The organism is Flavobacterium sp. JP2137 (assembly GCF_050562195.1).
Taxonomy (GTDB): Bacteria; Bacteroidota; Bacteroidia; order Flavobacteriales; family Flavobacteriaceae; genus Flavobacterium.
On record NZ_CP191647.1, the window covers coordinates 1,317,838 to 1,336,867 of the forward strand.

A 19,030-nucleotide genomic window follows, 5' to 3' on the forward strand; every position below is an offset into this window, starting at 1 on the left:
ATCGCACAAAGATAATTAAAGTTTTGAGCGGTATGCGCTATCGCTGCTTAAGAAGTCGACGGGCTTGCGGTTTGAGTAAGGATTTCGCCTATAAATTCTTTTTTCCGGGTATTTTGTAGGCCTTTGTTGTCGAGGAGCACCCAAAACCTTCTTTTTTGGGAAGCTTCAATAAATTAAAGAATTTAAAATTAAAAATCTTTACCTTTGCGCCATGCAAATGGAAAAAAAAGACATCCGATCCCTGACGAAGGAGCAACTTCGCGAATTCTTTGTAGCTCAGGGCGATAAGTCCTTTCGAGGGAATCAAGTATACGAATGGTTGTGGAGCAAAGGCGCTCACGGTTTCGAAGACATGAGTAACCTGTCCAAGGAGAGTCGTCAAATGTTGGAAGCGCATTTTGTCATCAACCACATCAACGTGGATCAAAAGCAACAAAGCGCTGATGGAACGGTAAAAAATGCCGTTCGCTTACACGATGGATTAATCGTGGAGTCGGTACTGATTCCGACCAATACGCGCACCACGGCCTGTGTGTCGAGTCAGGTGGGCTGTAGTTTGGATTGTACGTTCTGCGCCACGGCTCAGCTAAAGCGCATGCGCAATCTAAATCCCGACGAAATTTACGATCAGGTTATCGCCATCGACCAAGAGAGCCGTCAGCTCTTTGGCCGACCGCTTTCCAACATCGTTTTTATGGGAATGGGCGAGCCGTTGATGAATTACAACAACGTGCAAAAAGCCATCGATAAAATCACCTCACCGGAGGGTATGGGAATGTCGCCTAAACGCATTACCGTTTCCACTTCGGGCATTCCTAAAATGATCCGCAAACTCGCCGACGATGAAGTCAAATTCAAACTCGCCGTGTCCCTGCATTCCGCTATCGATGAAATACGTGCAGAAATCATGCCGTTTTCCGCCAACTTTCCGCTGCGCGAGTTGCGCGAAAGCCTAGAGTATTGGTATGCCAAAACCCGCAGCCGCATCACTTACGAATACGTGGTTTGGAAGGGGATAAACGACGACCAAAAATCGATCGATGCCTTGGTGAAATTCTGTAAATACGTACCTTGCAAGGTGAATCTCATCGAGTACAACCCCATAGACGACGGAAAGTTCCAACAGGCAGATTCCGAAGCGATCAACAATTATATCAAATGCTTGGAGCGAAATGATATAGTAGCCAAGGTGCGTCGCAGCCGCGGTAAGGATATCGATGCCGCCTGCGGACAATTGGCCAATAAATCCTAACGCCACAGCAATTGAGCACCTAAGTCGCTAACTGTTTTTGGAAAGCCGACTTTTGAGTAATATTTTTTTTAAAAAGTTTGTTTACGCCTTAAAAATTGTAAATTTGACTACGATGAATATAGTTGAGCAAATAAAACAGCCTATTTTAACGGAAATGGAACTTTTTGAAAAAAAGTTTCACAAGTCTATGGCTTCTAAAGTAGCCCTACTCAATAGAATCACTTATTATATTGTCAACCGCAAGGGGAAACAGATGCGACCGATGTTCGTCTTCCTCACGGCCAAAATGGTTGCGGGCGAAGTCAATGAGCGCACCTATAGAGGGGCCTCGGTTATCGAACTGATACACACGGCCACCTTGGTGCATGACGATGTGGTGGACGACAGTAACAAGCGCAGGGGTTTCTTCTCTCTAAATGCCTTGTGGAAAAACAAAATAGCCGTTTTGGTGGGCGATTACTTGCTGTCGAAAGGACTGCTGTTATCGATTGACAATAACGATTTTGATTTGCTGAGAATAATCTCGGTCGCTGTTCGAGAGATGAGCGAGGGCGAATTGCTTCAAATCGAAAAGGCGCGGCGATTGGATATTACCGAAGAGGTGTATTACGAAATCATCCGTCAAAAGACCGCTACTCTTATCGCGGCCTGCTGTGCCCTAGGTGCCGCCTCCGTACTGCCAGAACATTCCGAATGGATCGAAAAAATGAGAAAATTCGGAGAACTCATCGGTATGGCTTTCCAAATTAAAGACGATTTGTTCGATTATACCGATGGACCCATCGGAAAACCGACCGGAATTGATATCAAAGAACAAAAGATGACCTTACCCCTGATCTATGCCTTGAACCACGCCGATAAAAAGGAAAAGCGCTGGCTGATCAATTCGGTGAAAAATCACAATAAAGACAAGAAGCGCGTGCGCGAGGTCATTGCCTTTGTCAAACAAAAACAGGGCTTGATCTACGCCGAGCAAAAAATGATCGAGTTTCAACAAGAGGCCCTTCTCCTGTTAAATAATTTCCCAAATTCCCCGTATAAAGAGGCCTTGGTCTTGATGGTTAATTACGTAATTGAAAGGAAAAAATAATTTTTTTTAATTTTTGTGCAACCTTTTCGTTTTATTGACGTCTTATGTGTATAACTCACACCGACTTCAATGAAAAATATCACGTATATACTACTGTTGTTTTTTGCCTTTCTCAGCCTTGACGTCGTGGCACAACCGCTGCATATCGTCGGACAAGTGGTAGATGGACAAAGTCAGGAACCGTTGGCTTTCGCCACGGTGGTCTTTAACCACAACCCGCTTTGGGCAGTGATGACCGATATAGACGGCCGATTTACCTTCCACGCCTCCCAAGCCATAAGTTCGGTGAGCAGCAGTTATATAGGGTACACCGCCATAAGTGCTGAGGTCAAGGCCGGGCAAACCAACCTGCGCTTGGAGATGCAGCCGAGTGTTCAGCAATTAGACGAATTGTGGGTGCCGCTCTCCGAGAATCCCGCCAATGCGATTATCAGAAAAGTACTGCTCAATAAAGACCGCAACAACCCCGAGAAAATCAACGCATTTCGATATACGTCCTACAACAAAGTGGTAGTGGACATCAAAAGCCTTAATCGGACTGATACCGTCGCCTTAAAGGCAAAACTACAAGGTGCCAATCTGTTTCTGATGGAGTCGGTGTCTGAACGCAAGTTTCTCGCGCCCGACTGGAGTGAAGAGGTGATTAAGGCCACTCGAGTATCCGGGCTTAAAAACCCGACTTTCGCTGCCCTAGCCACAGACCTCCAACCCTTTTCTTTCTATCGCGAGCACATCGAATTGCTCAACGTGCACTACCTAAACCCGATCAGCAAGGGAACCCTTACCAAATATCGATTTACCTTGGAAGACAGCTGGGCTCAAGGCGGCGATACCGTTCACTTAATCTCCTTTAGACCCTTGCCCAACAAGAATTTTGAGGGCCTTAAAGGAGTGCTGTATGTCAATACCAATCAGTTCGCCCTACAAAATGTGATTGCAACGCCTTTTCAAAAGGGCGATATCGATTTAAAAATTCAACAACAGTACGCGTTTGTAGCGGGTAAATACTGGTTTCCCGAACAGTTAAACTATACGGTTATCTGGGGAAGTACAGGGGGAAGTACAGAAAACATAGTCGCGGAAGGAAAGAGCTATATCGATCAGGTACAAGTGGACTTGCCTTTGGAGAAAAAGGAGTTCGGAAACATCAGCCTTCAGATGGATCCAGATGCCAACCAACGCGATACCGCTTTTTGGGAGCGCTATAGACGCGCCGAACTCAGTACATCAGAAATCAAGACCTATGCGGTGATCGACAGCATAGGCAAAAAACACCACTTCGACGCGCTGCTGAACTCCTTGGAAAAAACGCCGTCTGGAAAGATTGGTTTTAAGTACTGGGATTTGGACTTCAGCAAGATGCTGATGTACAATCAGTACGAAGGTTGGCGGTTGGGATTTGGTGCCTATACCAATGAAAGTGTTTTTAAGAAGGTGATATTGGGCGGTTTTGTCGGATACGGCTTACGGGATTACCAATGGAAGTACGGTGGCGAAGTGATTTATAAAGGGAACGCTGCGCGAGATTTTACCGTAGGAGCGAGCTATCAAAACAATTTGACAGAAGTGGACAAGCATGAGTTTGATCTTAGTGAGCCGACTTTGATCAATTTGCGAAACTATATGGCGTATCGCCTGGATCAGGTAGAAGAAACCCGCTTAAACCTGGGGTTTCGAATGTGGCGCTATACCCAGTGGCACCTGTCCTTACTGCATGCGAGAATTACCCCAAAATACCTGTTGGACACTCCGGTTGAGCCATTTGAACCGTATAACAATACCCAGTTGTCGGTGCATTTGAGGTATGCCTATAAGGAGAAACTCATACATACGGGCAAACAGCATCTCAGTATGGGAACGGCTTACCCCGTTTTTTACCTCTCATACTCCCGAGGACTGGAAGGGGTGTTTGACGGCAGTTTGGCGTTCAACAAAGTAGAAGCCGCAGTAGAGCAGTCTTTTTTTCTTAAAAACATCGGCAAGACTTCTTATAGAGTGGAGGCGGGTTATGTAGACACGGCCCTGCCTTACGGGCTGATGTTTACCGGAGAAGGTGGTTTTAGCAAAAAGATTCCCGTGCTGAGCAAAAACCATTTTCAGACGATGGACCTCTACGAGTTTTTATCCGATCGCTATGTCAATTTGTTTAGCACACACAATTTTGGTGCCTTATTGTTTAAACAAGGCTCTTTTCAACCCCATATCATTTGGCACAATAATTTTAGCTGGGGCGATCTTTCCACCAAAGCGCCCTACGAAGGCAGCGCTACTCAACTAAAGAATAAGGTGTTTATGGAAACCGGTCTGCAGTTGGGCAATTTGCTCTCCAACAATTCGATGAGCCTGGCCTCGATAGGTGCGGGAGTATTTTACCGGTACGGACCCTATGCGCATCCTGGATTACAAGACAACATCGCCCTAAAGCTGGCTTTTACCTTCGCTTTAGAGTGATGGAGACAGCGAGTTTAAGATCCCATTACAACGTTTAATCGCCTTAATAGATTTGATAAGATTTGAAAATTATTTCCTTAACCGCCAATCCTCTAGAACTCCTCGATCTGTTGAAGAACAACGATCGGAAGGCACAAAGTGAAGCCTACTATCGCTACGCGCCCCAAATGTTGGGGGTTTGCAGGCGATATATTCGAGATGTTCAACAGGCAGAACACGTGATGGTTGGTGGGTTTGTCAAGGTTTTTCAGCAGCTTGACCGCTTTGAAAATAAGGGGAGTTTTGAAGGCTGGATTCGACGAATCATGGTCAATGAATCCCTGTCTTTCTTGCGCAGTCAAAGGGAAATGCTCTTCTTGGAAGAATGTCGCTTCTCTGAGGTGGAGGAAGCCGAAGCCGACTGCGAAGCCGATTTTACCTTGGAAGAGCTCGAAGGGTTTATAGCGCAATTGCCCTTGGGGATGCAGACGGTGTTTAATCTCTTTGTCGTCGAAGGATATAAACACGTCGAAATCGCTGAACTACTCGGAATTCAAGCGGGTACTTCAAAATCGCAATTAGCGCATGCTCGAAAAATATTACAACAGCAATTGATCACTAAAAATAGAGTCCGATGGAAGAGTGGCGAAAAATAGAACAAAAAATAAAAGAACAGCTCGACTATCATACGGTCGAGCCATCTGCCGACCTCTGGAATGCCATAGCGGATAAACTGGATCGGTCCGATCGATTGGAACGAAGGAAAACCTGGGCTACGCGACTTTGGATTGCCGCAAGTGTGTTGGTGTTGTTAGGAGGTGGGGCCATGCTGTTGTTTTCGACGGCCGATCATCGAGGGAACGCCGATCCGCTACAGCAGCTACAAAGCCATCCGCAGGTCGAGGTGGCCCATCCCTCGGAAAGTGAGGAAGGCAAAGGCAGTTCGGTGGTTGATTCGGCGGTTGCCGAGCCAGCTTGGGTCGCCGCGACTCCGAAGCCGCCCAGAGCAACCGGGCGGGAGTATGTCAGCGAGGTCAAGCCTAAGCCCGCTATAGACCCTGCTGCGACTGTCGCAGTTGTGGAGCCGTTGGCGGATTTGGATCTAATCCTAGCCGCTGCCTTGGAAAAGACTCCTGCAAACGGTTTTAAAATCGACTCCAACGCCTTGTTGCGCGAAGTGGAGTTTGAACTAAAGGCCGAGTACCGCGAAACGGTATTCGAGCAGATCAAGCGAAATTTTAAGGAAGCCCGAACCAATTTTGCCAATAGAAATTACGAGTAATAACCCGCTATAAATAAAATTATGCAAACAAAATATTTATATGTATTGCTGGGAAGCTGCCTGTTTTTGGGCGGCATCCGCGCCCAGGAGAAAAAATTCGAAGCTGAGGTATTAGCGCTCACTGAGAACATGGAAGCCATTGCTCGAGAAGAGCGAAGTATACTAGTGGAAAAAGTAGACCAAATCAATGAAAATCTGGAAAAGGGGCAGTTTAGCTATGAGGAGGCGCAATTAAAAAAGCGCGAAGCCGCCGATTTGCACGCCAAGAACATGGAGCAGCGCATTCAAAACGAGAAGAAGCGACTCGACGCATTGGTCAAGGATAAAGTCACCGCGGCTTTGGCTCAGTCAACCGCTGTTGAGGTCGACAGCACGGAGGTAAAAGCCGAAACGCTGGCGCTACCTTCGACTAAAATAAAGATTCTAGACATCGAACGCTCCACCAAGCGTACCGCTTCGCAAACGGTTTTTGCCATGGGGGTAAACAACGTGCTCACCCAAGGGGCGTTGGGCAATTCGGACTTTAGGTATTGGGGCTCGCATTTTTACGAATGGGGCTGGAGCTATACCACCCGACTGAGAAAAGACGACAATCTTTTGCATATCAAATACGGCGTATCGATGATGTACAACAACCTCAGGGCTACGGATAATCGGTATTTTGTAAAAAATGAAGAAGAGACCCTGTTGGAACAACACGATAAAAACCTTCGCGACTCGAGGTTTCGCAATTTAAACTTGGTGGTTCCCATTCACTTGGAATTCGATTTTTCGCCAACAGTACTGTCCGAAGACGGTTCTAAAAAGATTTTTAGCGCCTATAGAAAACTTCGAATCGGAGTGGGAGGCTATGTCGGGGCGAACGTAAAAACCAAGCAAATCGTCAAATACAAAGAAGATGGACGCACGCACAAAGTCAAGGATAAAGGCGATTATGCGACCAATGATTTGGTCTATGGCCTCAGTGCTTACATCGGTTATCGATCGTTGAGCCTGTATTCGAAATACGATTTAAGTCCCCTTTTTAAAAACAATGAGATCAAACAAAACAATATATCTTTGGGGATGCGCATCGATTTGTATTAAGGAGCGATTGTGGTAAAAGACATGGCAAGAGGTGTTTTTACTTTTGTAATTAGCTCGTATCTTTGTGAACAGCAAATAAAAGATGTAAGATGATTTCAAAAAGTACCATAGATACCGTTTTTGATGTGGCTCGTGTGGAGGAAGTGATTGGCGATTTTGTCAATCTGAAGAAGTCCGGTGCGAACTACAAGGGGTTAAGTCCTTTTGTAAGTGAGAAAACGCCCTCTTTTATGGTGTCGCCAGTCAAGCAAATTTGGAAGGATTTCAGTTCGGGCAAAGGCGGTAACGCGGTTGCTTTTTTAATGGAACACGAGCATTTTAGCTATCCCGAGGCCATTCGATACCTCGCGAGAAAGTACAATATCGAAATTGAAGAAACCCAGCAATCCAACGAAGAGAAAGAGCAACTCAACGAAAAGGAAAGCATGTTTTTGGTTTCGGAGTACGCCAAGAAGTATTTCCACCAAACCCTGGTCGAATCCGAAGAGGGCAAGGCCATTGGCTTGAGCTATTTTAAGGAAAGGGGGTTTACCACCGAAACCATAGAGCGGTTTAACCTGGGGTATTCTCCCGATGCCTGGGACGCTTTTACCAATGAAGCACTGGCCAAGGGGTATCAGTTGGAATACTTGGATAAAACCGGATTGACCATCGTCAAAGACGACAAAAAATTCGACCGTTTCAAAGGGCGTGTCATGTTTCCAATACAGAGTATGTCTGGACGGGTGCTCGGTTTTGGTGGACGTATACTCACCGCCGATAAAAAGGCGGCCAAATACCTGAATTCGCCCGAGAGTGACATCTACCACAAGAGCAAGGTGTTGTATGGGATTTTTCATGCCAAGCAAGAAATAGCCAAACAAGACAATTGCTACTTGGTCGAAGGCTATACCGACGTGATTCAGTTGTATCAGTCGGGGATTCACAATGTGGTTTCCTCATCGGGTACGGCCCTAACTACCGATCAAATTCGCTTGATCAATCGCTTGACAAAAAATATCACCGTGCTCTTTGACGGCGATGCAGCGGGTCTGCGCGCCTCGGTTCGCGGTATCGACTTAATTCTCGAAGCGGGTATGAACGTTCGGGTGTGCTCCTTTCCACAAGGCGAGGATCCCGATAGTTTCGCCCGCAAGAACTCCTTAGAGCAATTGCAGCGCTATTTTGAGGAAAACGCCAAGGATTTTATCCGCTTTAAGGCGTCGCTATTGATGGATGAGGCAAAAGATGATCCCATCAAAAAGGCCGAACTCATCAGGGATATGGTCAACAGCATTTCTAAAATCCCAGACACGATCAAGCAAGAGGTTTACGTGCAGGAGTGTTCGCGCATCATGGACATCTCCGAAGAGGTGTTGTTTAGTACCCTGGCGCAAATCGGCAAAAAAGAACTGGCCGATGCCAATAAGAAATACGTAGAAGAGAAGCGCGAGCTCGAAGTGGTTCGCGACGAGAGTGAGACGCCCGACAAAGTGGATATACTGTATTTACTCGAGCGCAAAATCATCGAGATTCTCCTGTTGTACGGACAATGTGAGGAGGAGTTTACCGAGGTTTTACTACAGACCAACGAAGACGACGAAATCGTGGAGGTCAATCACAAGGAGAAGTACAAGGTATACGAACGGGTGTATTTGAGTTTGCAGGAAGATGAGGTAGAGCTGACCAATCCGTTGTTTCAGAAGATATATACCGATATTATGGGCTTTTACCACTCCAATCCCGAATGGAGCTTGGAGGCATATTTGATGCGCTTAGAACCCGATTTGGCTCAAGAGGTAACCGGTATTATCATGGAAGAGGAGCGCGATGTATTGCACCGTTGGGAAGAGCAGAATATCTTTGTCAAACTCAAAGACCAAAGCATTGAGCAATACGTGTCGGAAAACATACTGACATTGCGGTTGTTTTTGGTCAACAGCATCATCAATGAATTAAAGGAATCCTTAGCTGGAGGTGGAGCGGTAGACTATACCGAAACCCTGTTGATGGTGATGGATTACTCCAAATTAACCCACAGCTTTTCGGAAAAATTGGGACAGGTAACCTCGAGATACCGCTAGAGGATACCGGTGAGCTGGGCTTTTTGAACCAAATCTAAGGTATTGCTGACTTCGAGTTTCGTCAGCAAGCGCAATTTATAGGTGGAGATGGTTTTTTCGTTGAGTTGTAATTTAGTGCCGATTTCCTTGTTCTTAAGGCCTTGAGCCAGCAGTTGCAACACCTCGAGTTCCCGACCGGACAACAGCTTTACCGGCGACTCATAAGGGGAAGCTTTGCCGTAGTCCGGTTGATGTAGCAGCTGCTCTATATGCGATTCGAGGTATTGGAGACTCTTGGTTTTTTCCACGTATAAGTCCGCGCCATATTTGAGTAAAGCACTTTCGAAATACGCAGGTTGCACCGTGGTAAAAACGACAATTTTAGAACCGGGAGCCAGTTGGCGCAAGGTTTGAATATCCTTTAAATTGCGATAGCCCTTGATGTGCAAATCCAGTATGATAATATCGTAAGCCAATTGAGCCAAGGCCGATTTTAACTCGGCAAAACTCACGACTTCTTTAGTTAAAGCAAAGCTCAAACTCTTTTCAAAATGTGAGCGAAGCCCTAAGATACAAACCGGCTGACTATCAGCTGCAATTATTGTTGCCATAACTGAATATACGTAAGTGATTTGTTAAAATTACTAAAAATTTCGCATATAATCAGCGGTTGGCTTGACTTATTTTTTTAAATTTTCCGGTATTATGCAAACGGGAATTGGCTGTATTTTGTGTTGATTGATGCGATTAAGGCGTTTGTAAATCTCGAAAACCTCGCGGTCACGGCCACTCAAATCAGCTGCGCTTAAGCCTTGGTCACTGGCGTGCATCGCCTTTTCGAGTTCGTCATAGTTGGCTCCCAACTGATCTTCGTCACTGCGGTCGTCGCCAAACAAACCGTCGGTGGGCTTGGCTTGAATGATGCTGCTTGGCACATTTAGAAAGTGGCCCAGCTGTCGTACCTCTGATTTTAACAAATCGGCAATCGGACTCAAATCAACACCGCCATCGCCGTATTTGGTAAAGAATCCCACGCCGAAGTCCTCAATTTTATTTCCCGTTCCCACGACCAAGGCGCGATGCATACCCGCAAAGTAATAGAGCGTAGTCATGCGCAAGCGCGCACGCGTATTCGCCAAGGTTAGACGCCAGACGTCGTCGTCCGCAGGCGAAGCTGCGGCGGGCAGGGCTTGTTGAAACACCTCAAAAGTAGCCGTGAGGTCGGCCAAGTCGGTTTGTACATTGGGAAACTGCGCTTTTAAAAATTCCAAATGCTCTCGCCCCCGCGAAACCTGACTTTCAGCCTGATGAATCGGCATTTCGAGACAAAGTGTCGGCAAGCCGGTTCGCGCGCATAACGTCGAGGTTACCGCCGAATCGATCCCACCGGATATACCGATGACGAATCCTCGGACTCCCGCCTGTTCTGCGTAGTTTTTTAACCAGTCAATAATGTGTTCGGAAATAGCAGCAGCGTTAAAAGTTGGAGTTTTCATAAGGGAATCAATCAATCGTTAAGATTCTATATTATATTTGCAGGTAAGTACTAAAAGATAATTTTACCAACAACATGATGTGTTTTTCCAAATTTACTAAAATTAATTATTTGTTAGCCGGCTTAATGGGCTTTTTTCTGTTTTCGTGTTCCGATAAGAAAGGTGTGGATGCATCGATATCAGAGATCCCCGTCGATTTTAAAATCGAGCGCTTTGACCAGTTGTTTTACGATACCCCTACGGCGGATTTTCCCGCTTTAAAAAAGCGCTTTCCCTTTCTGTTTCCCGCTCAGTTTGACGATGCGTTTTGGATGGAAAAGAAGGCGGATACCCTATTTGTCGAATTACACGATGAGGTGCAAAAGAAATTTGACAACCTCGATCAAGTAGCGCTGGGCTTAAAGGGCTTGTTTCAGCACATCAAACACTATTATCCCGAGGAAAACCCCAAGCGGGTAATCACGCTGATCTCCGAGGTCGACATCGAGTCCAAGGCAATTTATGCCGACTCCTTGGTACTGATTTCACTGGACACCTATTTGGGCAAGGACCACCGCTTTTATCAGGGCTTTCCCGAGTACCTGCGACCGGAATTTGAAGCCGATCAAATCTTGCCAGACGTAGCCGATGCCTTTATCAGCACGAAAATCGCTCGAGTGCAGGATAAAACCCTATTGGGACAAATGATTTTCCAAGGGAAGTTGCTCTATGCCAAACAGCAATTGTTGCCTGAGCTTTCAGACGAGGTGATTGTGATGTATACCCAAGAGCAGTTGAAGTGGTGTATCGCTAATGAAGAGCAGATGTGGCGGTATTTTGTCAACGACAAATTGCTGTACAGCACCGATTACAAACTGCAAACGCGTTTTATTCAGCCGAGTCCCTTTTCCAAATACTACCTCGATATCGATGCGGATTCGCCCGGAAGAACGGGTGCTTGGTTGGGATGGCAAATTGTGCGTTCCTATATGAAAAATAATAATGTAACTTTGCAGACTCTTTTGCAAATGGATGCCAAGGAGATTTTTGAACAATCGCGATATAAACCAAAAAAGTAAACATGAGTGCAAAACATACGTCTGAGATTAATATCCAGGTAGAATTAGATGAAAATAGAGTTCCGGAAAAATTGAATTGGTCGGCAAAGGACGGGGGAATTGATCGCGCTATAGCCAAGGCGATGTTGCTGTCTGTATGGGATAGCAATACGCAGGAAACGCTTCGTATAGACCTGTGGACTAAAGATATGCCGGTAGATGAGATGAAGTTGTTCTTTCATCAAACCCTAGTAGCGATGGCCGATACCTTCGAAAGAGCTACTGATGAAGACAAAATGGCCGCAACAATGAGAGATTTTTGCGATTACTTCGCAGAGAAACTGGAATTGACCAAATAAAAAAAGAGACTCGGGAGAGTCTCTTTTTTTTATGCTAATTACCGTTTTTAAACAGTTCGTGGTTGATTTCGTCTATGTATTGCAACACCTCTTCTTTTCCCAAGCCTTCCGTGGCAGAGGTGATGAAGTACTGAGGCATTTCTGCCCAATTGTTCGCCAAAATCGATTTGGTATACGCAGCGATGTGTTGTTGAATTTTTGTCTTTCCGATTTTATCGGCTTTCGTAAAGATGATCGCAAAGGGAATTTCGCTCTCGCCGAGATAGTTGATAAAATCCAAATCGATAGCTTGCGCATCGTGGCGTATGTCGATCAAAACAAAGGCGGCAATAAGCTGCTCTCTTCTTTCGAAATAGTCCGTGATAAAGCGTTGAAAGGTCGATTTGGTCTTTTTGGAAACCTTGGCATAACCATAGCCCGGCAAATCGACTAAAAACCAATTGGAATTGATTTTAAAGTGATTGATCAGCTGGGTTTTCCCCGGCTTGCTGGATGTTTTTGCTAAGTGCTTCTGGTTGGTAAGCATGTTGATTAAAGAAGACTTTCCTACATTGGATCGACCGATAAAGGCGTATTCCGGTAGCATCTCTTTTGGGCATTTAGTAACATCTGAATTGCTTATGATAAATTCTGCGGTATTTATTTTCATGCTCAGATTATATATTGCGGCTTTTTAGCCATTTTAAAAACAATTCATTGAATTCGTTGGGGCATTCCATCATGGCAGCATGACCGCATTTTTCGATCCAAAACAAATCGGAATCCGGCAGCAGTTCGTGAAACTCTAAAGCGACCTCCGGTGGGGTTACCTGGTCGTTTCTTCCCCAGATCAAACAAGTCGGGATGTGTATCTTGGGCAAGTCCTTAGACATATTGTGTCTGATGGCACTTTTGGCAATGGTGAGGGTCTTGATCAGTTTAATCCGATCGTTTACCGTAGCAAAGACATCGTCTACCAATTCTTTGGTCGCAATTTCCGGGTCGTAAAAGACGTCCTGTGCCTTTTTCTTGATGTATTCGTAATCGCCGCGCTTGGGATAACTGTCACCCATAGCACTTTCATAAAGACCTGAACTTCCCGTTAATACCAAGGCTTTTACCTTTTCTGGATACATCTTGGCATGGTACAATGCAATATGCCCTCCTAATGAATTTCCCAATAGGATGACCTCGTTGTAACCCTTGTACGTAATAAAGTCTTTGACAAATTTTGAAAAAGCCTTAACGTTGGTTTTTAAAATGTTATTTGTATATAAGGGCAGTTCTGGAATGACTACTTTATAACCTGCTTTCGGGAAAAAATTGCTCACCCCATCGAAGTTACTCAATCCTCCCATCAAACCGTGAAGTATAATTATAGGAATACCTTCTCCTACCTCATAATAACGGTATTTACTTTCTTCTTTTAAAGTTCGCTCCATGTATAAGTTTATGCGATTTTTAAATCCATACAAATATATAACTTTATAATTTACAATTTTTCATAATTGGCGAAAATGAAAAAAAGAAACACTTTTACAAGGGAAAAACCCTCGTTTTTAAGTTTTTTTAAGTTTGGGTTTTGTCCTTTTTTTCGTCGATTTACCCGTGGTTTAAACAGTAAAATCCAAGCTGTGTTAGAGTTTTTTTAAGATTTATCCAAGCGACTTTGTTTATTGCTAATGAGCCGGTTATCCCTTTAAAGGAGCGAAAAGCGTTAAAGTGGAAAAACTTATCAACAAAGTGGGGAAAAGTGGTAAAAGGTGGTAAAAAAATACCTACATTTGCTATTAAATCAAATCAATTCAACTTTTGACTTCAATCATTGGGACATACGAGTGTAAGATAGACGCCAAAGGACGGGTGTCGGTTCCTGCTTCATTAAAGAAGCAGCTTCCGACTATGGCCGATGGTTTTGTGCTAAAGCGCTCAGTGTTCGAACCTTGTTTGGAGCTGTGGCCGATGGGCGAGTGGAATTTAATGATGGCAAAGATCAATGGATTAAACCGTTTTGTAAAGAAGAATAATGATTTTATTCGCAAGTTTATGGCTGGGGTAAAAATGGTCGAAATTGACGATGCCGGACGCTTATTGGTGTCGAAAGACCTGGTGGAGTTCGCCAAAATTTCGAAAGACCTCGTTTTGTCCTCCAAAGTGAATATCATAGAAATATGGGATAAAAATCTGTATGAGGCGACCGTGAGCAATGACGATTTTGATTTTGGAGCATTAGCAGAAGAAGTAATGGGTAATATGAATTTAGATGAGTAACGAAAACGAGTATCACAATCCGGTTTTATTAAAGGAAAGCGTAGATGGTTTGGCAATCAAACCAGACGGAGTGTATGTGGATGTCACTTTCGGAGGCGGCGGTCATTCCAGAGAAATCCTAAGTAGATTGGGAGAACATGGAAAGCTATTCGCTTTTGATCAGGATACCGATGCGTTAAAAAACGCCATAGACGACAGTCGATTTACGTTGATCAATCAGAATTTTCGTTTTATCAAGCGCTATCTGCGCTTTTATGGCATTAAGGAAGTAGATGGCATTTTAGGCGATTTGGGGGTTTCGTCCCACCAATTTGATGTGGCAGAGCGCGGGTTTTCGACCCGTTTTGAAGCCGAACTGGACATGAGGATGAATCAGTCTGGGGGGATTACCGCATTTAATGTAGTCAACGAATATACCGAAGCCGATGTCAAGCGGGTTTTGGCCGATTACGGAGAGTTGAACAATGCCGGTGCTATGGCCAGTGTGATTGCAGAAGCCCGTAAGGAAAACCCGATTAAAAACTCCGAGCAACTCAAAGAAATTTTGGCTCGTTTTTTACCGAATCACAAAAGCCATAAGATATTGGCACAAATATATCAGGCCATCCGAATTGAGGTCAACCAAGAAATTGACGTATTGAAGGAAATGCTCGAGGAAAGCGAAGAGCTGTTGAAGCCCGGCGGTCGATTGAGTATTATTTCATACCACTCCTTGGAGGATCGTTTGGTCAAGCGCTTTATGAAAAACGGCATGTTTGAAGGAGAACCCGAAAAGGACTTCTACGGACGCTTCGAGGTTCCTTTAAAGCAATTGGGCAAATTAATCGTTCCCTCGGCAGAAGAAATTAGAATAAATAACAGAGCGCGTTCGGCAAAATTGAGAATCGCTGAGAAGAAATAGACCACGCATGAAATTAAGTGTATACAACATCATAAGAGCCAAGTATTTGATCGATGAGAATTCGATGAAAAACTGGCTGTTTATTATTTACCTGATCGTGTTGTCGCTCTTGATGATTGCAAACATACATTATTACGAAAGCAAGAATTTTCGCATCGCCGAATTGAATCACGAAGTCAAGGAGCTGCGTTCGGAATTTGTAGATACCCGATCGGAATTGATGGAGTTAAAGATGGAGTCTACCGTATCGAGAAAGATGGAAGAAAAAGGGATTTTCCCCTCTATGGTTCCACCGCAAAAGATCAAAGTAGTTCAAGAAGAAAAAAAAGGAATATTTAAGATATGGCAGTAGATAATAAAAATATCTATATGAATATATACCTGGTCTCCTTAGTCATGGTACTCTTGGTTATTGGGATAGTATATAGACTCATCACTATTCAGTATGTGGAGGGGGATGAATTGCGCCAAAAAGCCAAAGATAATACCGTTAAAAAAGAAGATATTCCTGCCAATCGCGGGAATATTTATTCTTCTGACGGCAGCTTGCTCGCTACCTCGATTCCGAACTATACCATTCGCTTTGATGCGATGGCTTCCAAGCAAGAAGATTTTGAAAAGTACATCAAGCCGTTGTCGGATTCGCTCTCGGTTATGATGGGGAAGCCTTCGAGTCATTTTGAAGTGTTGCTGCGAACGGGGCGTGCCAATAAAAACCGCTATGTCTTTATCACCCGCGGACTGAGTTATACCCAGTACATCCGCATCAAGTCGTTTCCGCTGTTTCGATTGGGAAGCAACAAAGGCGGTATGATTACCGAGCAGAAAACCATACGCGAACATCCCATCGGGAAAATCGCGCAACGCACCATAGGTTATGAGCGTATAAATGACGACAAAACCACAACCCGCGTGGGAATTGAGGGCGCTTTTTCTCAATACTTAAGCGGTACTGATGGGCATCGAATGATGCAGAGAATGTCGCGCAGCCATTATAAACCCATCAACGACGAAAATGAAGTTGAGCCCAAAGACGGCAAAGATGTGGTGTCGACCATAGATGTGTATATACAAGATATTGCCCATCACGCCTTGTTAAAACAATTGGAGTATTACGAAGCCGATCACGGTTGTGTAATCGTGATGGAAACCGCTACCGGGGCCATCAAGGCCATTTCCAATTTAGGCCGATCCGACGGCGGGAATTACTACGAAACGGTCAATTATGCCGTGGTGGAAAAACACGAACCCGGATCCACCTTTAAGTTGGCAGGTCTATTGGCTTTGTTGCAAGATCAAAAAGCAGATACGTCCACGGTTTACGATACCCATGAAGGGGTCGTGAGTTTTTACCGCCGACATGTACGCGACTCCAAAAGAGGGGGTTATGGCAAAATTTCGCTGGCGCGCGGATTTGAAGTTTCTTCCAATACCGTCATTACGCAAGCGATCAATGAGGCCTATAAAGACAACCCGCGTCAGTTTACCAACTATTTGCATAAAATAGGCATGGACAGACCTTTGGGAATCGCATTAAAAGGAGAAGGCGTGCCTTATATACCCAAGCCGGGAACCAAGGGATGGAGCGGTATTGCGCTGCCCTGGATGGCATTTGGTTACGGACTTTCAGTGACTCCGCTACAAACGCTGACACTGTACAATGCCGTGGCGAACAATGGTGAAATGGTCAAACCGCTTTTTGTGTCGGAAGTACGCGAGTTCAACAAGCCGATTGAAGTGTTTGAAAAGCAAGTAATCAACCCGCAAATCGCGTCTCCGGAAGTGATTGCAAAGGTACAGGACGTGTTGGCCAACGTGGTTAAGAAGGGAACCGGACGGAAGTTGTATTCGCCGAATTTCTCGATGTCGGGAAAAACGGGAACCGCTCAGGTCAATTATGGCGGTGGTAAGGGAAAGGATATGTATTATGCCTCGTCTTTTGCCGGTTATTTCCCCGCGGTCAATCCGAAATACTCGTGCATCGTAGTCATTCACAAGCCCAATAGAGCCAAGAGCTATTATGGAGCAGATGTAGCCGGTCCGGTGTTTAAGCGCATCGCGCAGAAAATATTTACCGATGTGCCGTTTACCAAGGAAATTAAAAATATCGATCTGTTGATCAAAGAGCAGGCTCAAGATTACAACAGTTATTATACCGAAGCACACAAAAACACCGCACTAATGCCCAATGTTACGGGAATGTATGTGATGGATGCCATCCCGTTATTGGAAAATATGGGATTAAAAGTGGTTTCAAAAGGAGTGGGTAAAGTAAAAAAACAGTCCATCGTAGAAGGGCAGTTGATAGAAAAAAATCAAATCATCGTATTAGAATTATCGTGAAACAGCTAAAAGACATATTGTACAAGGTAGCCATCGAATTTGTTTCGGGAACCACTTTTATGGATATCGACCACCTGACCTTTGATTCTAGAGATGTAACGGGTAGTGCCGTTTTTATCGCAATTAAGGGAACTCAGGTAGACGGACACGATTATATTTCAAAAGCCATCGAAGGCGGGGCTCGCGCTATATTGTGTGAAGTGGTTCCCGCTGAATTAGTGGCTGGAGTAACCTATATCCAAGTGCAAGACACCCAGTTGGCTGTGGCGCAATTGGCCGATAATTTCTACGACCATCCCTCCTCAAAGTTAAAATTGGTCGGGGTAACGGGGACCAATGGCAAAACCACGGTAGCCTCGTTGCTGTATCAGTTGTTTACCAATTTGGGCTATGAAGTGGGCTTGCTCTCTACCGTAAAAGTTACTGTGGGCAAGACCGATTATGCGGCCAGTCATACCACGCCGGATTCCATCGCGATCAACCGTTGGTTAAACCTGATGGTCGAGCAGGGTTGTGCGTATTGTTTTATGGAGGTCAGCTCGCACGGTATCGTTCAGAAAAGAACGAGTGCGCTTCAGTTTCAAGGGGGGATTTTTACGAATCTTTCCCACGATCATCTGGACTATCACAAGACCTTTGCCGAATACCGCGATGCCAAGAAAATATTTTTTGACCAATTGCCGAAAACCGCTTTTGCCATCACCAATATCGACGACAAAAACGGCGCCATCATGATGCAAAATACCGCGGCAAAAGTGAGAACCTATGCCTTGAAATCGATGGCAGATTACAGAGCCAGTATATTGGAAAGTCAATTTTCCGGTATGTTGATGCGCGTTAATCAACAGGAATTATGGGTGCAATTAATTGGCGATTTCAATGCCTATAACCTTTTGGCAGTATATGCTACCGCAAAGGAATTGGGCGTATCGGACCAAGAAGCCCTGGTGGAAATCAGCAAATTGCAAAGTGTTTCTGGACGTTTTCAATATATCGTAGTCAACCAGATTACGGCTATAGTCGATTACGCACATACGCCAGACGCCTTGCAAAACGTGATTAAAACCATCAACAGCATACGCAGCTACAACGAAACCTTGATTGCAGTAGTGGGTTGCGGTGGAAACAGAGATAAGACAAAAAGACCACTGATGGCACAAATTGCCACAGCGGAAAGCAATAAAGTGATTTTGACCTCAGACAATCCGCGTTTTGAAGATCCCTATGAGATTCTTAAAGAGATGGAAGCAGGTGTCGAGTTGCAAAACCAAAAGAAAGTAGTCGTGATCGAAGATCGAAGACAAGCCATTAAAGCGGCCTGTCAGTTGGCTCAAACGGGAGACATCATTTTGATCGCAGGTAAAGGGCATGAAACTTATCAAGAGATCCGTGGAGTACGTACAGACTTCAACGATCTATTGATTGTGAAAGAATTTCTAGAACAATTAAGTAAATAATAAAG

General features: G+C 44.8%; 18 protein-coding genes. 14 read left to right on the forward strand and 4 right to left on the reverse strand.

What is annotated here, in order from left to right:
* Positions 1-211 precede the first annotated feature (211 nt).
* The 7 genes from rlmN to dnaG all read left to right on the forward strand — a co-directional run bounded on the left by rlmN (position 212) and on the right by dnaG (position 9,203).
* Complete coding sequence (rlmN, locus tag ACQZ43_RS05760; RefSeq protein WP_430615004.1) at positions 212-1,252, forward strand: 23S rRNA (adenine(2503)-C(2))-methyltransferase RlmN; 1,041 nt, start codon at positions 212-214, stop codon at positions 1,250-1,252.
* A gap of 112 nt (positions 1,253-1,364) precedes the next feature.
* Positions 1,365-2,342: a polyprenyl synthetase family protein gene (locus tag ACQZ43_RS05765; protein ID WP_430615005.1), complete on the forward strand. Its 978-nt coding sequence runs from the start codon at positions 1,365-1,367 to the stop codon at positions 2,340-2,342.
* Positions 2,343-2,411: 69 nt separating this feature from the next.
* Positions 2,412-4,793, forward strand: coding sequence for a DUF5686 family protein (locus tag ACQZ43_RS05770; RefSeq protein ID WP_430615006.1), 2,382 nt, complete (start codon positions 2,412-2,414; stop codon positions 4,791-4,793).
* Positions 4,794-4,855: 62 nt separating this feature from the next.
* On the forward strand, positions 4,856-5,428 hold the full coding sequence (locus ACQZ43_RS05775; protein WP_430615007.1) for an RNA polymerase sigma factor: 573 nt from the start codon (positions 4,856-4,858) through the stop codon (positions 5,426-5,428).
* On the forward strand, positions 5,407-6,054 hold the full coding sequence (locus ACQZ43_RS05780) for a hypothetical protein (protein ID WP_430615008.1): 648 nt from the start codon (positions 5,407-5,409) through the stop codon (positions 6,052-6,054). Before ACQZ43_RS05775 ends, ACQZ43_RS05780 begins: the two co-directional genes overlap by 22 nt.
* Before the next feature lie 21 nt (positions 6,055-6,075).
* Entirely contained in the window at positions 6,076-7,140 is a 1,065-nt protein-coding gene (locus ACQZ43_RS05785) for a hypothetical protein (RefSeq protein WP_430615010.1), read from the forward strand.
* 89 nt (positions 7,141-7,229) lie between these two features.
* The gene (gene dnaG, locus ACQZ43_RS05790; RefSeq protein WP_430615011.1) at positions 7,230-9,203 is read left to right on the forward strand and encodes a DNA primase; all 1,974 of its coding nucleotides are present in this window, start codon (positions 7,230-7,232) and stop codon (positions 9,201-9,203) included.
* Here dnaG and ACQZ43_RS05795 read toward each other — a convergent pair.
* Together ACQZ43_RS05795 and nadE are read right to left on the reverse strand one after the other, a co-directional pair.
* On the reverse strand, positions 9,200-9,793 hold the full coding sequence (locus tag ACQZ43_RS05795) for a LuxR C-terminal-related transcriptional regulator (RefSeq protein ID WP_430615012.1): 594 nt from the start codon (positions 9,791-9,793) through the stop codon (positions 9,200-9,202). The genes dnaG and ACQZ43_RS05795 overlap by 4 nt on opposite strands.
* Before the next feature lie 69 nt (positions 9,794-9,862).
* A complete protein-coding gene (nadE, locus tag ACQZ43_RS05800; RefSeq protein ID WP_430615013.1) occupies positions 9,863-10,678 on the reverse strand; it encodes an NAD(+) synthase in 816 nt (271 codons plus the stop codon).
* Between the two features lie 77 nt (positions 10,679-10,755).
* On the opposite strand from nadE, the gene gldB reads away from it, so the two are divergent.
* Positions 10,756-11,736, forward strand: coding sequence for a gliding motility lipoprotein GldB (gldB, locus tag ACQZ43_RS05805; RefSeq protein ID WP_430615612.1), 981 nt, complete (start codon positions 10,756-10,758; stop codon positions 11,734-11,736).
* A gap of 2 nt (positions 11,737-11,738) precedes the next feature.
* Complete coding sequence (gene gldC / locus ACQZ43_RS05810; protein WP_430615014.1) at positions 11,739-12,074, forward strand: gliding motility protein GldC; 336 nt, start codon at positions 11,739-11,741, stop codon at positions 12,072-12,074.
* 34 nt (positions 12,075-12,108) lie between these two features.
* On the opposite strand, the gene yihA is transcribed toward gldC, so the two are convergent.
* Together yihA and ACQZ43_RS05820 are read right to left on the reverse strand one after the other, a co-directional pair.
* Complete coding sequence (yihA, locus tag ACQZ43_RS05815) at positions 12,109-12,723, reverse strand: ribosome biogenesis GTP-binding protein YihA/YsxC (protein ID WP_430615015.1); 615 nt, start codon at positions 12,721-12,723, stop codon at positions 12,109-12,111.
* Positions 12,724-12,730: 7 nt separating this feature from the next.
* On the reverse strand, positions 12,731-13,495 hold the full coding sequence (locus ACQZ43_RS05820) for an alpha/beta fold hydrolase (RefSeq protein ID WP_430615017.1): 765 nt from the start codon (positions 13,493-13,495) through the stop codon (positions 12,731-12,733).
* A 370-nt stretch (positions 13,496-13,865) separates the two neighbouring features.
* On the opposite strand from ACQZ43_RS05820, the gene mraZ reads away from it, so the two are divergent.
* The 5 genes from mraZ to ACQZ43_RS05845 are packed head-to-tail and all read left to right on the forward strand — an operon-like array spanning position 13,866 to position 19,025.
* Positions 13,866-14,324 (forward strand): division/cell wall cluster transcriptional repressor MraZ, encoded by a 459-nt coding sequence (mraZ, locus tag ACQZ43_RS05825; RefSeq protein WP_430615018.1) that lies wholly within the window; start codon positions 13,866-13,868, stop codon positions 14,322-14,324.
* Positions 14,317-15,225 (forward strand): 16S rRNA (cytosine(1402)-N(4))-methyltransferase RsmH, encoded by a 909-nt coding sequence (rsmH, locus tag ACQZ43_RS05830; RefSeq protein WP_430615019.1) that lies wholly within the window; start codon positions 14,317-14,319, stop codon positions 15,223-15,225. Before mraZ ends, rsmH begins: the two co-directional genes overlap by 8 nt.
* Positions 15,226-15,232: 7 nt before the next feature.
* Complete coding sequence (locus tag ACQZ43_RS05835; RefSeq protein ID WP_430615020.1) at positions 15,233-15,577, forward strand: FtsL-like putative cell division protein; 345 nt, start codon at positions 15,233-15,235, stop codon at positions 15,575-15,577.
* Positions 15,568-17,568, forward strand: a complete 2,001-nt coding sequence (locus tag ACQZ43_RS05840; protein WP_430615021.1) for a penicillin-binding protein — start codon at positions 15,568-15,570, stop codon at positions 17,566-17,568. Before ACQZ43_RS05835 ends, ACQZ43_RS05840 begins: the two co-directional genes overlap by 10 nt.
* Positions 17,565-19,025, forward strand: a complete 1,461-nt coding sequence (locus ACQZ43_RS05845) for a UDP-N-acetylmuramoyl-L-alanyl-D-glutamate--2,6-diaminopimelate ligase (protein ID WP_430615022.1) — start codon at positions 17,565-17,567, stop codon at positions 19,023-19,025. Before ACQZ43_RS05840 ends, ACQZ43_RS05845 begins: the two co-directional genes overlap by 4 nt.
* Positions 19,026-19,030: the final 5 nt, after the last annotated feature.

Excerpts from the sequence above, each read along its gene's own strand:
- gldB (WP_430615612.1), top strand. The coding sequence starts at position 10,756 with ATGTGTTTTTCCAAATTTACTAAAATTAATTATTTGTTAGCCGGCTTA.
- dnaG (WP_430615011.1), top strand. The coding sequence starts at position 7,230 with ATGATTTCAAAAAGTACCATAGATACCGTTTTTGATGTGGCTCGTGTG.
- ACQZ43_RS05780 (WP_430615008.1), top strand. The coding sequence starts at position 5,407 with ATGGAAGAGTGGCGAAAAATAGAACAAAAAATAAAAGAACAGCTCGAC.
- rlmN (WP_430615004.1), top strand. The coding sequence starts at position 212 with ATGCAAATGGAAAAAAAAGACATCCGATCCCTGACGAAGGAGCAACTT.
- gldC (WP_430615014.1), top strand. The coding sequence starts at position 11,739 with ATGAGTGCAAAACATACGTCTGAGATTAATATCCAGGTAGAATTAGAT.
- nadE (WP_430615013.1), bottom strand. The coding sequence starts at position 10,678 with ATGAAAACTCCAACTTTTAACGCTGCTGCTATTTCCGAACACATTATT.
- ACQZ43_RS05765 (WP_430615005.1), top strand. The coding sequence starts at position 1,365 with ATGAATATAGTTGAGCAAATAAAACAGCCTATTTTAACGGAAATGGAA.
- ACQZ43_RS05795 (WP_430615012.1), bottom strand. The coding sequence starts at position 9,793 with ATGGCAACAATAATTGCAGCTGATAGTCAGCCGGTTTGTATCTTAGGG.
- ACQZ43_RS05835 (WP_430615020.1), top strand. The coding sequence starts at position 15,233 with ATGAAATTAAGTGTATACAACATCATAAGAGCCAAGTATTTGATCGAT.
- rsmH (WP_430615019.1), top strand. The coding sequence starts at position 14,317 with ATGAGTAACGAAAACGAGTATCACAATCCGGTTTTATTAAAGGAAAGC.
- ACQZ43_RS05820 (WP_430615017.1), bottom strand. The coding sequence starts at position 13,495 with ATGGAGCGAACTTTAAAAGAAGAAAGTAAATACCGTTATTATGAGGTA.
- ACQZ43_RS05840 (WP_430615021.1), top strand. The coding sequence starts at position 15,568 with ATGGCAGTAGATAATAAAAATATCTATATGAATATATACCTGGTCTCC.
- yihA (WP_430615015.1), bottom strand. The coding sequence starts at position 12,723 with ATGAAAATAAATACCGCAGAATTTATCATAAGCAATTCAGATGTTACT.
- ACQZ43_RS05770 (WP_430615006.1), top strand. The coding sequence starts at position 2,412 with ATGAAAAATATCACGTATATACTACTGTTGTTTTTTGCCTTTCTCAGC.
- ACQZ43_RS05785 (WP_430615010.1), top strand. The coding sequence starts at position 6,076 with ATGCAAACAAAATATTTATATGTATTGCTGGGAAGCTGCCTGTTTTTG.